We start from the raw sequence: 13,503 nt of genomic DNA, 5'->3' as shown, positions 1-13,503 counted from the left end.
ACCTGGAGGATGACAATGGCTCTACTCGACAATATTCTGGATATGATGCCTGACAATGTGAATCTGGATTCACTGTCGGAAAAACTCGGCATGTCTGCGGAAGAACTGAAGAACAGTGGTGAAGCGCTGTTTGCCAAGCTTCAGGACGGCAGTGTCGATAAAATGACGGCCATCAAGGAAGCAGCCGCGGAATCCGGCGTGGATGCGGAAAAGCTGCAAGGCCTGTTGCCCGCCATGGCGGAAAAAGCTGGCCTGGACGGAGAGGGTGGTCTGATGGACAAGCTGTCCGGCGAAGATGGCCTCTTGGGCAAGATGAGTGGTTTTCTGGATCGGGACGGTGACGGCAATCCGATCAACGATATTACCGACATGGCCAAGGGATTTTTCAAGAAATAGATCCCGGCCAGCTGGTTCCGCTAGCTGCTATGAGTTTGGCAGGGCCTGGGGCTCTGCATTGTCCTCGAGGACAACAACGCCATTTTCCACGTTGATGATTTTGGCGGTGGCCCCTTTTTTCAGCTCCGGCCCGCGCGCTGGCCATTCGCTGTCGCCAACCTTCACGCGACCGGCGGTTGCAGTGATCGGCTTGACGACAGTGACGGTTTTTCCAATCAGTCTCGCAGCCCGGTCATTGAGCAGCGGGTCCTCATTCTTCACATCATGGGTCAGGTACCAGCGACGACCAGCAAGGACCGAAGCGACTGTCGCAAGGCCAAATGTGGTGAGCTGTCCGGCAAAAGTCAGGTCTACAAAAGAAGCGATAATGCCGGTGAGAAACGCTGCGGCTGCCACCCAGATCAGAAAGACGCCGGGAACAAACAGCTCGGCCAGCGCCAGCAATATGCCCAGTATAAGCCAGGCATAATGTGCTTCTATCCCGAAAAAATCACCCATGGGTCCGTCTCGTGCCGTTACTGCTGATCAAAGGGATTGCGCCGCTTTGAAGGTTTTGCGGAAACAGCCGTGCCCGCATCTTCGCCCAGTGCTTCCTTCGCCAGTTCGCCGATACCGCCCAGCGTACCGATCAGCTGGGTTGCTTCGACCGGGAACAATATGGTTTTCGCATTGGGGGAGGTTGCGAACTGACTTACTGCCTTCACATAATCCTGGGCGATGAAGTAATTCACGGCTTGCGCATTGCCGCCCGCGATCGCGTCGCTGACCATCTGCGTCGCCTTGGCTTCTGCCTGAGCCTCGCGCTCGCGGGCTTCGGCGTCGAGGAAAGCTGCTTCCTTGCGGCCTTCGGACTCCAGAATCTGGGAACGCTTTTCACCTTCCGCCTTCTTGATTGCCGCTTCCCGCAGGCCTTCCGCTTCCAGAATGGCCGCGCGCTTTTCGCGTTCCGCCTTCATCTGGCGAGCCATCGCATTGGAGATATCCTGTGGCGGCTGGATGTCCTTGATCTCCACCCGGGTGATCTTGATTCCCCACGGGGTGGTCGCCTCGTCGACCACGGTCAGCAGCCGGGCGTTGATCTCGTCGCGACGGGAGAGCAGTTCGTCGAGATCCATTGATCCCATGACGGTTCTGAGGTTTGTCGTCGTCAGATTCATGATGGCGTTGTAGAGGTCATTGACTTCGTAAGCCGCTTTGGCAGCCTCCAGAACCTGGAAGAACACGACCCCGTCGCTGTGGATAATGGCATTGTCCTTGGTGATGATTTCCTGACCCGGAATGTCGAGGACCTGCTCCATCATGTTGACCTTGCGGCCGACCCGGTAAAGAAAGGCGGGAAAGAAATTGAATCCGGGTTTCGCAACCTGCGTGAAACGGCCGAAATATTCGATTGTATACTCGTACCCCTGGCGGACGATCTTGATGCTCGCAAAAAGGTAGAACAATATGGCAATCAATGCGACAAGTAGTACGAATTCCATCGGTCTTCACTCCTGCATTCAGTTCGGTTTTATCATTGATTAATTGGGGCATAATGCCAAGGAAAAAGCGAATATTCGCTTCAGGAAGAAGGTTATCAGTATCTATGCGTCTCCTGTTTTTTGCCGTTATCGCATCCATCGCCTTTTTTCCCGTCCCGGCATTTGCAGACGGCATTACGCAAGAGCAGCTCCGCGCCCATATCGACATTTTGGCCAGCGACGCCTTCGAAGGCCGGAAACCCGGAACGGCTGGCGAAAACAAGACCGTGAACTATATCGCGACCCAATGGCTGAAGGCCGGATTATCCGGTGGAGCGCCTGATTCCGGCTGGTACATGAAAGTGGGCCTGGTCGAGCGTGCGCCCGGGGCACAGGATATCACATTCCTTCGACAGGCTGGTCGTCGAACGCGAAAAATCGACATCGGCGACGGACAGATCGTGCTGCGAGGGTCGCAAGCAGCCAGTCAGATCTCAAGTGCCGAACTGGTTCACGCCGGCTATGCAACGGCCAGCGTTGATGAGCTTCGCCCCGAAGTAGAAGGCAAGGTCGCCTTCCTGTTTCTCTCGGGCCAGCCGCTGGTACCTGATTTCCCCAGCTATCGTGAACGCAAGGCCCGTCTGATTGCCGCGGGCGCAAATGGCGTGATTGCCGTCATTCGCGGCAAAAACCGGTGGCTGCGGTTCGAACGGCGATTCCGGTTACCTGCCACCAATCTCGACCGGGAAGGGCTTCACGCCCAGGTTGAGGGCATGATTTCCGAAGCCGGACTGGCACGATTGCTGCGCAAATCCGGACTCAAGCCAGCGGATATTGTGGAGTCTGCTGGTGGACAGAATTTTGTCGTGCAACCAATAGCTGCAACCGTCAATATGTCGGTCGAAACCGGGGTGCGAACCTTCATTTCGCACAATGTGATCGGCAAGATAGCCGGTCAGCGGCCGGACGGACAGGCGTTGCTGTACATGGGGCACTGGGATCATCTTGGCATATGCGGAGATGAGGGAGAGAGTGATCGCATTTGCAACGGTGCCGTAGACAATGCGAGCGGTATTTCCCTGCTGATCGAAACCGCGAGACAACTGGCGGACGCTCGCCCCGATCGTGACATCTATTTTTTGGCAACGACGGCTGAGGAAAACGGATTACTCGGTGCTCGGGCTTTTGTGGCTGATCCGGTAATCGCTCTGGACAAGCTGATCGCTGTTTTCAATGCCGACACAGTGGCGTTGACAGCGGAAGGCAGGAAAATCGCTGTCATCGGAATGGGGCAATCGGCACTTGATCCCCAGATTGACCTGGTCGCCGAGCAAGAGGGGCGCGAAATCGACATGTCCGGCAAACCGGATGTCTATCTCGCACGTCAGGATGGGTTCGTGTTCACTGAAATAGGTGTGCCCGCGTTCATGATAACCAGCGCTTTCGCCGATGAAGAACGGCTCAACGCATTTCTCGATGGCAGATATCATGATGTGAGCGATGAAGTGGATGGCGAACTGGTGCTGGGCGGCGCCACCGATGATGCCAACTTTCATGTCTCGTTGGGACGGCATTTTGGCAATATCGCGACATATCCGAAAAAGCCTACTAGCGGAGACGTCCAGAACTGATTACATGGGCCGCCACAGAATCAAATTCAGACGATGGAAAGTGGCCCGCCATGAGCAGCAGAGATATTCGAACCGGACTGACTTTTGATGATGTCCTGCTGCAGCCCGCGGCATCGGATATTGTCCCCAGTCAGGCGAATACGGAAACGCGCCTGACCAAGGAAATCGGTCTCAACATTCCCGTCCTGTCATCGGCAATGGACACGGTTACCGAAGCCGACATGGCGATCGTGATGGCCCAGCTGGGCGGTATCGGCGTTCTTCATCGCAATCTGACACTCGAGCAGCAGATCGCTGCAGTCCGTCAGGTGAAGCGCTTTGAATCGGGCATGGTGGTCAACCCGATCACAATATCCCCCGATGCCACGCTGGCTGATGCCGAAGCGACCATGGCACAGAACAAGATTTCCGGTATTCCAGTCGTCGAAGCGAGCGGGAAACTGGTTGGTATTCTGACCAATCGCGACGTCCGTTTCGCGGAAAATCCCCAGCAGCCCGTATCGGAGCTGATGACGAAGGATGACCTTGTGACGGTTCCTCTGGGCGTCAGTCAGGAAGAAGCCCGCCGCATGCTGCACCAGCGCCGGATCGAGAAACTGCTGGTTGTTGATGACAGTTTTCATTGCGTCGGCCTGATCACCGTCAAGGATATTGAAAAGGCGGTGACTTATCCCACCGCGACCAAGGATGATTCCGGACGTCTCCGGGTTGCCGCAGCATCCACGGTTGGCGATGCAGGCCTGGAACGGACCGAAGCGCTGATTGATGCGGAATGCGATCTTGTGGTGGTGGATACCGCGCATGGTCACAGCGCGATGGTTGGTCGTGCGGTTGCGGAGATCAAGAAGCGATCAAACAATACCCAGATCGTTGCCGGGAACGTGGCAACTGCCGAAGCCGTCAAGGCGCTGATCGATGCCGGGGCGGATGGCATCAAGGTGGGCATTGGCCCGGGATCGATCTGCACTACACGCGTAGTCGCCGGCGTCGGAGTCCCGCAGCTGACGGCCATCATGGACTGTGCCGAAGAGGCCGAAAAAGCCGGCATTCCGATTGTGGCCGATGGTGGATTGCGGACATCGGGCGATGTGGCCAAGGCTCTGGCAGCTGGCGCGTCGTCGGTCATGGTCGGCTCGCTGCTGGCCGGTACCGAAGAAGCTCCGGGCGAAACCTTTCTCTATCAGGGCCGGGCCTACAAAAGCTATCGCGGCATGGGTTCTGTCGGTGCGATGGCGCGCGGTTCGGCAGACCGCTATTTCCAGCAGGATATTTCCGACCAGATGAAGCTGGTACCCGAGGGCATTGAAGGGCAAGTCCCCTTCAAAGGGCCGGCCGGCGATGTCATTCATCAGCTGGTGGGTGGCGTGAAAGCAGCCATGGGCTATACCGGGTCCGAGACGCTCAAAGACTTGCGCGAGCGTGCCGAATTTGTGCGCATCACCAATGCCGGTCTTCAGGAAAGCCATGTGCATGACGTATCGATTACCCGGGAAGCACCCAATTATCCGACGCGCTGATCGTTGACCCCGTCGGCGAGACTGCAGGCGGCCATCGAGCTGCTCGACGAAATCATCATCGCTGCGCGCGATGATGGGGCATCTGCGGACAACATCATCAAGCAGTTTTTCAAGGCACGGCGTTACGCGGGCTCGAAGGATCGCCGGGCGGTGCGTGAACTGGTCTATCAGGCCATCCGGCGTTTCGGCGACCGCCCCGCATCCGGGCGCAGTGCCATGGTCGGTTTGCTCGAGGACCAGCCGGAACTGGCAGAGTTGTTCGACGGGTCCGGTTACGGACCCGCAAAGCTGGGCGAAGACGAGCCGATGGCAGAGGGCGGGGCGATCCCGCACTGGCTCAGCGAAAAATTTGCCGAACCGATCGTTGCGGAGGAGCGGGAGGCCCTGCTCGGGAGGGCAGCGCTGGATATCCGGATGGTTCCGGCGAAAGTGGACCTCCGGACTCTTCGCAGTCAGTGGCCTGACGTTGAGGAACTGCCGCTCAAGAACGCGTATCGACTACCCGCCGGCACACGGGTCGAAAATAGCAGTTTGCACAATAGCGGTCAGATCGAAATTCAGGATCTCGGCAGTCAGACGATTGTCGCAGCCTGTACCGGGCATGAGCCCAAACTGGTGCTAGATCTGTGTGCAGGGGCAGGGGGCAAAACCCTTGGATTGGCCTCGGAATTGTCCGCAAAAACCCGGATCATCGCCGCGGATACCGACAAGAGGCGGCTTGGTCGGCTGGCGCCGCGGCAGCAAAGAGCGGGTATTGAGAATATCGAACCCCTGTTACTTGACCCGGGAAAGGAGGATGAGGCGCTGGCGCCGTTTGTCGGCCGATGCGACCTGGTTCTGGTTGATGCTCCCTGTTCGGGAACCGGAACGTGGCGGCGCAATCCCGAATTGCGCTGGCGCATGACCCCGGATCGGCTGGAAAGAACGGTGAATCTGCAGACGAGATTGTTCGAACTGGGCAGCAGGATGGTCGCCCCCGGCGGGCGTTTGATCTATGCGGTTTGCTCGTTGCTGGACGCCGAAGGGGCGGCTCAAACCGGCAGCTTCCTTGGAAAATACCCGGATTGGCAGCATATTGAGGTTGATTTGCCGCTGGGCCGGCCATATCGTAAAGGAAAATTACTTTCACCGTATCAAGACGGAACGGATGGCTTTTATTTCACCTGCCTCGAAAAATTGTGATATCAAATCATGTTAAGCGCTGGTGCAGGTGAATCTGCTAAACAGCGCGAAACCCTTTTGGAGCTGATTATGCGTTTTTCCCCTGCTGTACTGGCCGTTTCCTTGGTTTTTGCGACCGTTTCGAGCGCGAGTTTCGGACAATCTGCGGATATCGAGATCAAACCCCGGTCCGTCGAGTTGTTGAAATTGGGTGAAAAGGCACAAAACAAAGGAAATTTGCAGCTCGCGACAGATCTTTATGAAACGTCACTGGCGGTTGATCCCAGAAATGGGTCTGCTTTTGTTGCGCTGGCCCAGATCGCACGGGCCCAGAAACTTCCTGGCAAAGCCATACGGCTCTATCGGGAAGCACTTATCCTTGATCCCAATAATCTCGACGCCCTTGCCGGGCAGGGGGAGGCTTTGGTGCAGCGTGGTGCAGTGGAAAAGGCGAAGCTGAACCTGTCTCGGCTCAAAACAGTCTGTCGTGGCCGCTGTGATCAGACAAGGCAGCTCTCTTCTGTCATTGTTGCTTCGGAGAAAAAACCGGTCATGTCGGCTCAGGCAGTCACACCCAAACCCAAAGTGGGTGAAGAAAAGCCGGTTTCGGAAACCCCCTGATCATCAAAAATCGTAAATCAAGGTGGCACGGCTTTGTGTGTCTGTCTTGACGCGTCCGTCAGGCGGATCAGTCTCATGCTCTATCGTATAGGCAAAACGCGCAGACAGCCTGCCGATCAGTTTGGCGTCAAGGGCTGTAGTTGCCGTAAATGTATTGCTGCCCGACGAGAAGATCGCATTCGCGGATGCGAAGCCGTCAGATTCAGCGAGTACAGTTGCTCCGCCATCCTGAGACAGTTTCAGGTTTTTGGAGATTTGCCAGTCGAAATCGATGCCGAGTAATCCGGCGAGACTGCTGTCCGAACCGCCATCCGTAAACTCGGTCAGCCGCCAGGCCGGCCCGGCCTTGAGGTTGAGTGTCACGTCCTCGTTGCGAATGACCGAATATCCCAGTCCCCCTGATAATGTATAACGGGCATCAAAACCCTGGAACTGGTCACGTTCGAACATGCCGAGACCATAGGCATAAAACCGGTCGTCAAACTTGTATTCCGGCTCGACGCTGGTCTTGAACTGTTCGCGCGTGGTGATACCGTTACTGCGCTGATAATCTGCGCGTGCGAGAAACTTCAGGCGCCATTTCTCGGCGTCCTTGTTAAGTTTCAATCCGCCGCTCAAGCCAGTATTGCTGCTGTTCCCCGTGGTACGAAAGGCACCGATCTCGGCTTCACCTGACCAGTTCTCAAAAAAGCCGGCTTCCAGTTTTTCCTGCCTGGCGGCTGCGGCCATCTGTTCACGCGCAACATTGTGCCGGGCGACCATGGCATCTATTTCCGCAGCATCTTCCGGGTTGGTTTTTTTTGCAATCTTCGCGACACTTTGGACATCTGCATCGATGCCGGACTCGATTGCTGCATCGAGCATTGCCTTGACCGGAGCCGGCAATTCGGCCTGAGCGGAAGTTGCTGAACTGCTCAGCAAAGCGAGAATGAACAATTTTTGGGGGTTCCGCATGCTGTGTTACTCCAGCCTTTCCTTCGCTGCTTTGCGCCTAGCCTCAGATCAGCTTTTCAAATTCGCTGATAATCGCGCGATACAGGTCCCGTTTGAAGGGTACAATCAGGTTCGGCAGCTGTTGTGGATGCATCCACTTCCAGGCCGAGAATTCGGGATGATCCGTAGCGATATTGACATCCGAATCCTCACCGGTAAATCGCATCAAAAACCAGGTCTGTCTCTGCCCGCGATATTTGCCCTTCCAAATCTTGCCCATAAGCTCGTCAGGCAAATCATAGAAATGCTCTTCGGCACATTGTGCAATTATCTGGATATGGTGCGGCGCGATTCCCGTTTCTTCTTCGAGCTCCCGAACAGCGGCCATTTCAGCGTCTTCGCCGGGATCTATCCCCCCTTGTGGCATCTGCCAGGCATCGGGAAAAGCGCTGTCTTTTGCATCGAGCCGTTGTCCTGCAAACACCTGGCCGCGCCGGTTGGCCAGCATGACGCCGGCGCATGGCCGATAGGGCAGTTCAGCAAAGGGGTCGCTGGATCTGGTCACAGGCTTGCCAATGTGTTTTTCAAGGCGTTGCAGATATTGTCGATATCTTTCTGGGCGGAGGGAATGCCCTTGCGCAGACAGATCAGTCCGTGAATATTGCCGATCGCCTCAAGATAGGTCACCGAAACGCCGGCTTCTACCAGTCTGGCTGCATAGGCCCGGCCCTGATCGCGCAGGGGATCGAGGCCAGCAGTTATCAGCACTGTGGGCGGACTGCTGGCCAGATCACCATGAATGGGATCACAACGCACATCTCCGGCTACTCCGGCATAGTGCCCGGAAAAATAATCCATACTGTCCCTGGTCAAAAGGAAACCTTCGGCAAATTCGTCAATTGATCCACCAGCGGCAGTGCTGTCGACTACCGGATAGATGGGTACCTGTGCGATGACCGGAACCACTGCAGGTTTTTTGTGCAGATCCTGTGCAACCACGATAGCCAGATTGCCGCCAGCACTGTCGCCACAGGTAATCAGCCCGTCTATCTCTATTCCCAATTCGGTGGCAGCATTGTCCACTATCCATCGGGTTGCGGCCTCGCAATCGTCGGGGGCGGCAGGAAAGGGGGCTTCCGGCGCAAGCCGATAGTCCACTGCGACAACAGGAAGATCCATCTGGGCGGCCATCTCGGTGCAGAAGGGGTGATGGCTTTCGAGATCGCCAATCACGAAGCCGCCGCCATGATAGAACATGATGACCGGACCCTTTTCGCGGCTTTCCCGGGAGTCATAGTAGCGCAGCTTGATTTCGCCGGCAGGTCCTGGACAGACCAGATCGCGCACGATTGCGAGCTTGGTCGGTTCAGCATCGACGAGAAAACGCATCGCAACATAGGCTTCGCGGGCGGCTGGAGGTTCCATTTCGTTCATCGGAACCTCTACCGCCGCTTCCAGCATGGTCAGCAATGCTTGTGTGTCTGGTCGTACAAATGCCGTGGTCATCCGGAATCTCCCTTTGTTTTGCAGTCGACTAGATCAGTCCGGCTTGCCCATGCAAGCGCTATTCTAAAGGAATTGCGCCAAACAAATGCTTTATCCCTAATAGTTTTTGTGGTTTGAAGCGGGGAGAGAAAATGCTCTACGGAGCATGTTCCAAAAAGTTGAATGTGGATTGGATTTATGGCGACAGCGCTGAAACAGGATGATCAAGGCGGTGGCCCCGCAGGCAATGCGGAAAATGTTGTTGTACGCTTCGCCGGAGACAGCGGCGACGGGATGCAGCTGACCGGTGGCCAATTCACGCTGTCGACCGCGCTTGCCGGCAATGACCTCGCAACATTTCCGGACTTTCCGGCAGAGATTCGCGCGCCGCAGGGAACGCTTTTCGGTGTTTCCGCATTTCAGATCAATTTCGGCAGCCGGGTGATCGAAACGGCCGGCGACCAGCCGGACGTGCTGATTGCGATGAATCCTGCTGCTCTGAAAACGAATGTCCAGGAAGTCCGTCCCGGTGGTCTGGTGATCGCCGATGAAGGAGAATTCGGTAAACGCAATCTCGACAAGGCGCATTATGACAGCAATCCGCTCGAAGACGGGTCTCTGGCAAAATGGAAACTGCTCAAACTGAATATTTCCCAGTTGACCCTGGATGCGGTGAAACCATTTGGTCTCGGCAACAAGGAAGCGCTGCGCTGCAAGAACATGTGGACGCTGGGGCTTGCCCTCTGGATGTTTGAGCGCGAGCGGGAGCCTGTCATCAAATGGCTGAAGGAAAAATTCGCCAAGCTTCCCGAAATCGCCAACGCCAATATTGCGGCGCTGAATGCCGGTCATGCTTATGGCGAAACAGCAGAAATTTCGGGCGACGGTCTCGGTGGAGGGCATTTGCCCACGCATCGGATCAAGGCGGCGCCCGCAACGCCCGGCGTGTATCGGACGGTCACTGGCGCTGAGGCGATTTCCCAGGGACTGGTCGCTGGTGCGCAGCTTGCGGGATTGCCGATGTTCTTCGGCGGCTACCCGATCACCCCGGCTTCGGCGATTCTGCATCACCTGTCCCGGCTGAAAGAATTCGGCGTGACCACTTTCCAGGCAGAAGATGAAATTGCGGCGATTACGGCGGCGATTGGCGCGAGCTACGCCGGCAGCCTCGGGATCACCTCTTCCTCCGGTCCCGGCATCGCGCTGAAAGGCGAGGCGATGGGCCTGGCGATCATGACCGAACTGCCGCTGGTGATCGTGAATTCGCAGCGTGGCGGACCTTCGACCGGATTGCCGACCAAGACCGAACAGTCTGATCTGTATCAGGCTGTCTTCGGTCGCAATGGCGATGCGCCAATGCCTGTGATCGCAGCCCGATCCCCGGGTGACGCCTTTGAATGTGCAATCGAGGCCGTGCGCATCGCGGTGCAATATATGACACCGGTCATGCTGTTGACCGATGGCTATATTGCCAATGCCGCCGAGCCGTGGAAAATACCTGACGTGAATACGCTCGAACCTTTCCCGGTCAGTTTTCAGGAAACCATGCCGGAAGGCGGGCTGATGCCTTATGGGCGGGATGAAAAACTGGCCCGGCCCTGGATCAAGCCGGGAACTCCGGAATTGATGCACAGGATTGGCGGTATCGAAAAAGGCTTGAACACAGGCCATATCGATTATGGACCAGCCAATCACCAGGCGATGACCGAAATCCGCCGGGACAAGGTGCTTGGCGTAGCGGACAGTATTGCTGATCAGGAACTGGCTTATGGCAAACCGGGAGCAAAACTGGCCGTGGTCGGCTGGGGCTCGACTTTCGGTCCGATCCATCAGGCGGTGCTCCGCGCCTCCGAAGCCGGCGCAGATGTTAGCCATGTCCATATCCGCAATATCTGGCCAATGCCGAAAAATCTCGGCGACCTGTTGAAGAGTTTTGACCGGATCATCGTTCCGGAAATGAACACCGGCCAGCTCAAGACGATTTTGCGTGATCAGTTCCTGGTCGATGCGAAGCCGGTGAACAAGGTGTCCGGCCAGCCGTTCACAATTGGCGAAGTCGAGGCGGCGATACAGGAGGCTCTGGCATGAGCGACCCATTTGATGACAAGCCGAAAAACGTATTGCCGCTGATTGCCGGACTGATTGTGGTCTGTGCAATTCTCTGGATGTTGCTGGGTTAACTGGAAAAGGTTGAAAACCGGATATGAATGAAATGACCAAAATCACGACGCTGAAGGATTGGGAAACCGATCAGGAAGTGCGCTGGTGCCCCGGTTGCGGTGACTATGCCATTCTGAAAGCCGTGCAGCGAACGATGCCGGACCTTGGTGTGCGCCCGGAAGACACGGTGTTTATCAGCGGCATCGGCTGCTCGTCCCGATTTCCCTATTATATGGAAACATATGGTTTTCACACGATCCACGGACGCGCGCCAGCTGTAGCCACCGGCACCAAGCTGGCCAATCCCGATCTCGATGTCTGGATCATCACCGGTGACGGTGATGCTCTGTCGATCGGCGGAAACCACACGATGCATCTGCTGCGCCGGAATCTGGATTGTCAGCTGATGCTGTTCAACAATGAAATTTATGGTCTGACCAAGGGACAGTACAGCCCGACCAGCCGGGAAGGGACGCACAGTCCGTCTACACCTTATGGTTCAGTCGACCGGCCGGCCTCGCCATGTGCCTTCGCACTGGGTGCTGGAGCCCGCTTTGTTGCCCGTGGCATTGACGTCCACAAGGGACTTCCCGATGTGCTGAAAGCGGCGCATGCGCACAAGGGGACTTCGTTCATCGAGATTTTCCAGAACTGCATTGTCTACAACAAGGATGTGTTCGAGGAATTTGCCGCCAAGAAAACCGCCGCAGACACACAGCTGCATCTGGTCGACGGCGAGCCGATGCTGTTCGCCAAGGGCGCAAAGGGCATCACGCTGAATCACAAGACGCTGCAGCTGGAAGTGGTCGATGTGGCGGACGGCGACTGGGAAGCCGCCGGAGTCATCGTGCATGACGTAACCAACCGCTCGGTTGCCCACATGCTGGTCGAAATGCAATTTGGCGAATTCCCGATGGCGCTGGGCGTGCTCTATGACGACCCACGACCGACTTTTGAAGCCGCCGTTGTTGCGCAGAATGAAGCCTCTTCGGTGGGCAAGACGCCCGATCTGCAGGCGCTGCTCAACAAGGGTCAGAAGTGGACGGTGGACGAAAAGGACGGCCCGGAACTCTGACCGCCCATGGATAACCTGACCCACAGCCTGGCTGGTGCCGTGCTCGGCCAGCTGGGCCTCAAGAAGAAAACCGGGCTGGGCATGGCGACACTGATCATTGCGGCCAATATTCCGGACATCGATGCCTTTGCTACTTTGCTCGGCGGCCAGCAGCATCTCGGAATCCGGCGCGGGATTACGCATGGTCCGATAGCGATGCTGGTGCTGCCGATCCTGCTCACCGGGATCATGATCGGGTTTGACCGATGGCAAACAGGACGCGGAAAACGGCCGGCAGACCGGTTGCCGGTTCATCGTGGCTGGTTACTAGGCCTGGCCTATATCGGGACGTTGAGCCATCCCGCGCTTGACTGGCTGAACAGCTACGGAATCCGGCTGCTCGAACCCTTTTCCAGCCAGTGGGATTATGGCGATACAATCTTCATCATCGACATCTGGATCTGGATGGCGCTGATCGCTGGTGTCTGGCTGTCCCTGCGTCGGGAGAAACAGGGAGGCAACTGGCAGCGACCGGCCTGGATCAGCTTCACGGTCATCTGTGCCTATATTGTTGCCAACGGTCTGATCACCGGCAAGGCGGAATCGGATGGTCACGAACTGGTGGAAAAGGCTTATGACATCAGCCCGGACAAGGTGGTCGCCAATCCTGTGCCGGTGAAATTCTGGGAACGCCAGATATTGTGGCGTGTCGAGGAGAAAGACAAGCTGCACGCATCCTTCGGCGATGGATATTTCTCGGTTCTCAGCGGTGCCAGATTGTATCAGAGATCCGGGTTTTCCGACACTTCACCCAGGATCCTGACTGCCGATGATCTGACCGCCGCTGACCAGAAATCCCTGCAAGTAAACTATCCGGATGTTATCGAGCCGGTCCTGAAAGCGGCGAAGGACAGCAAAGACCTGCAGGCGTTTCTCTTCTGGTCGCGGATGCCGGTCATTGCGAGGACCGGGGATCAAATCCGGGTTTCCGACCAGCGCTTTGATGATCCGCTTGTGGGCGACCGGTTCGCCATACGGATCCCGTACCCAAAGGACAGGTTGGAACCCGCGGGCGAATAGTTCAT

General features: G+C 56.6%; 13 protein-coding genes. 8 read left to right on the top strand and 5 right to left on the bottom strand.

Translation table 11 applies throughout. The features are described from left to right. The first annotated feature begins 15 nt into the window (after nucleotides 1–15). Nucleotides 16–396, top strand: coding sequence for a hypothetical protein (locus BUQ90_RS13805; RefSeq protein ID WP_074205733.1), 381 nt, complete (start codon nucleotides 16–18; stop codon nucleotides 394–396). Between the two features lie 27 nt (nucleotides 397–423). Here BUQ90_RS13805 and BUQ90_RS13800 read toward each other — a convergent pair whose 3' ends face one another. Further along, nucleotides 424–894, bottom strand: coding sequence for an NfeD family protein (locus BUQ90_RS13800; protein ID WP_074205732.1), 471 nt, complete (start codon nucleotides 892–894; stop codon nucleotides 424–426). Between the two features lie 17 nt (nucleotides 895–911). Beyond that, nucleotides 912–1,877, bottom strand: a complete 966-nt coding sequence (locus BUQ90_RS13795) for an SPFH domain-containing protein (RefSeq protein WP_074205731.1) — start codon at nucleotides 1,875–1,877, stop codon at nucleotides 912–914. Between the two features lie 104 nt (nucleotides 1,878–1,981). Here BUQ90_RS13795 and BUQ90_RS13790 point away from each other — a divergent pair, with 104 nt between their 5' ends. From BUQ90_RS13790 to BUQ90_RS13775, 4 genes are all read left to right on the top strand, one after another. Beyond that, nucleotides 1,982–3,487: a M28 family peptidase gene (locus BUQ90_RS13790; RefSeq protein WP_074205730.1), complete on the top strand. Its 1,506-nt coding sequence runs from the start codon at nucleotides 1,982–1,984 to the stop codon at nucleotides 3,485–3,487. Nucleotides 3,488–3,537: 50 nt separating this feature from the next. Beyond that, on the top strand, nucleotides 3,538–5,004 hold the full coding sequence (gene guaB, locus BUQ90_RS13785; protein WP_074205729.1) for an IMP dehydrogenase: 1,467 nt from the start codon (nucleotides 3,538–3,540) through the stop codon (nucleotides 5,002–5,004). Between the two features lie 3 nt (nucleotides 5,005–5,007). Next, complete coding sequence (locus BUQ90_RS13780; protein WP_074205728.1) at nucleotides 5,008–6,186, top strand: RsmB/NOP family class I SAM-dependent RNA methyltransferase; 1,179 nt, start codon at nucleotides 5,008–5,010, stop codon at nucleotides 6,184–6,186. Nucleotides 6,187–6,255: 69 nt separating this feature from the next. Next, nucleotides 6,256–6,786, top strand: coding sequence for a tetratricopeptide repeat protein (locus BUQ90_RS13775; RefSeq protein ID WP_074205727.1), 531 nt, complete (start codon nucleotides 6,256–6,258; stop codon nucleotides 6,784–6,786). A 3-nt stretch (nucleotides 6,787–6,789) separates the two neighbouring features. Here BUQ90_RS13775 and BUQ90_RS13770 read toward each other — a convergent pair whose 3' ends face one another. Genes BUQ90_RS13770 through BUQ90_RS13760 form a run of 3 tightly spaced genes read right to left on the bottom strand, consistent with a single transcriptional unit; the run spans nucleotide 6,790 to nucleotide 9,225 of the window. Next, entirely contained in the window at nucleotides 6,790–7,740 is a 951-nt protein-coding gene (locus BUQ90_RS13770) for a DUF481 domain-containing protein (RefSeq protein WP_074205726.1), read from the bottom strand. A 43-nt stretch (nucleotides 7,741–7,783) separates the two neighbouring features. Beyond that, nucleotides 7,784–8,284 (bottom strand): RNA pyrophosphohydrolase, encoded by a 501-nt coding sequence (locus BUQ90_RS13765; RefSeq protein ID WP_275425817.1) that lies wholly within the window; start codon nucleotides 8,282–8,284, stop codon nucleotides 7,784–7,786. Next, nucleotides 8,281–9,225: an alpha/beta hydrolase gene (locus BUQ90_RS13760; protein WP_074205725.1), complete on the bottom strand. Its 945-nt coding sequence runs from the start codon at nucleotides 9,223–9,225 to the stop codon at nucleotides 8,281–8,283. Before BUQ90_RS13760 ends, BUQ90_RS13765 begins: the two co-directional genes overlap by 4 nt. A 177-nt stretch (nucleotides 9,226–9,402) precedes the next feature. Between BUQ90_RS13760 and BUQ90_RS13755 the strand changes: the two genes are divergently transcribed. The 3 genes from BUQ90_RS13755 (at nucleotide 9,403) to BUQ90_RS13745 (ending at nucleotide 13,498) form a co-directional block, all read left to right on the top strand. Then, nucleotides 9,403–11,292: a 2-oxoacid:acceptor oxidoreductase subunit alpha gene (locus BUQ90_RS13755; RefSeq protein ID WP_074206435.1), complete on the top strand. Its 1,890-nt coding sequence runs from the start codon at nucleotides 9,403–9,405 to the stop codon at nucleotides 11,290–11,292. A gap of 115 nt (nucleotides 11,293–11,407) precedes the next feature. Next, nucleotides 11,408–12,439 carry a 2-oxoacid:ferredoxin oxidoreductase subunit beta gene (locus BUQ90_RS13750; RefSeq protein ID WP_074205724.1) on the top strand — a complete coding sequence of 344 codons (1,032 nt, stop codon included), beginning with the start codon at nucleotides 11,408–11,410 and terminating at the stop codon, nucleotides 12,437–12,439. 6 nt (nucleotides 12,440–12,445) lie between these two features. After that, nucleotides 12,446–13,498, top strand: a complete 1,053-nt coding sequence (locus BUQ90_RS13745; protein ID WP_074205723.1) for a metal-dependent hydrolase — start codon at nucleotides 12,446–12,448, stop codon at nucleotides 13,496–13,498. Nucleotides 13,499–13,503: the final 5 nt, after the last annotated feature.

The organism is Parasphingorhabdus marina DSM 22363 (assembly GCF_900128895.1).
Classification (GTDB): Bacteria; Pseudomonadota; Alphaproteobacteria; order Sphingomonadales; family Sphingomonadaceae; genus Parasphingorhabdus; species Parasphingorhabdus marina.
This window is presented reverse-complemented; position numbering and strand designations above follow the sequence as displayed.

Coding starts and splice junctions, on each gene's coding strand:
- BUQ90_RS13805 (WP_074205733.1), top strand. CDS start 16: ATGGCTCTACTCGACAATATTCTGGATATGATGCCTGACAATGTGAAT.
- BUQ90_RS13755 (WP_074206435.1), top strand. CDS start 9,403: ATGGCGACAGCGCTGAAACAGGATGATCAAGGCGGTGGCCCCGCAGGC.
- BUQ90_RS13795 (WP_074205731.1), bottom strand. CDS start 1,877: ATGGAATTCGTACTACTTGTCGCATTGATTGCCATATTGTTCTACCTT.
- BUQ90_RS13775 (WP_074205727.1), top strand. CDS start 6,256: ATGCGTTTTTCCCCTGCTGTACTGGCCGTTTCCTTGGTTTTTGCGACC.
- BUQ90_RS13745 (WP_074205723.1), top strand. CDS start 12,446: ATGGATAACCTGACCCACAGCCTGGCTGGTGCCGTGCTCGGCCAGCTG.
- guaB (WP_074205729.1), top strand. CDS start 3,538: ATGAGCAGCAGAGATATTCGAACCGGACTGACTTTTGATGATGTCCTG.
- BUQ90_RS13760 (WP_074205725.1), bottom strand. CDS start 9,225: ATGACCACGGCATTTGTACGACCAGACACACAAGCATTGCTGACCATG.
- BUQ90_RS13750 (WP_074205724.1), top strand. CDS start 11,408: ATGAATGAAATGACCAAAATCACGACGCTGAAGGATTGGGAAACCGAT.
- BUQ90_RS13770 (WP_074205726.1), bottom strand. CDS start 7,740: ATGCGGAACCCCCAAAAATTGTTCATTCTCGCTTTGCTGAGCAGTTCA.
- BUQ90_RS13790 (WP_074205730.1), top strand. CDS start 1,982: ATGCGTCTCCTGTTTTTTGCCGTTATCGCATCCATCGCCTTTTTTCCC.
- BUQ90_RS13800 (WP_074205732.1), bottom strand. CDS start 894: ATGGGTGATTTTTTCGGGATAGAAGCACATTATGCCTGGCTTATACTG.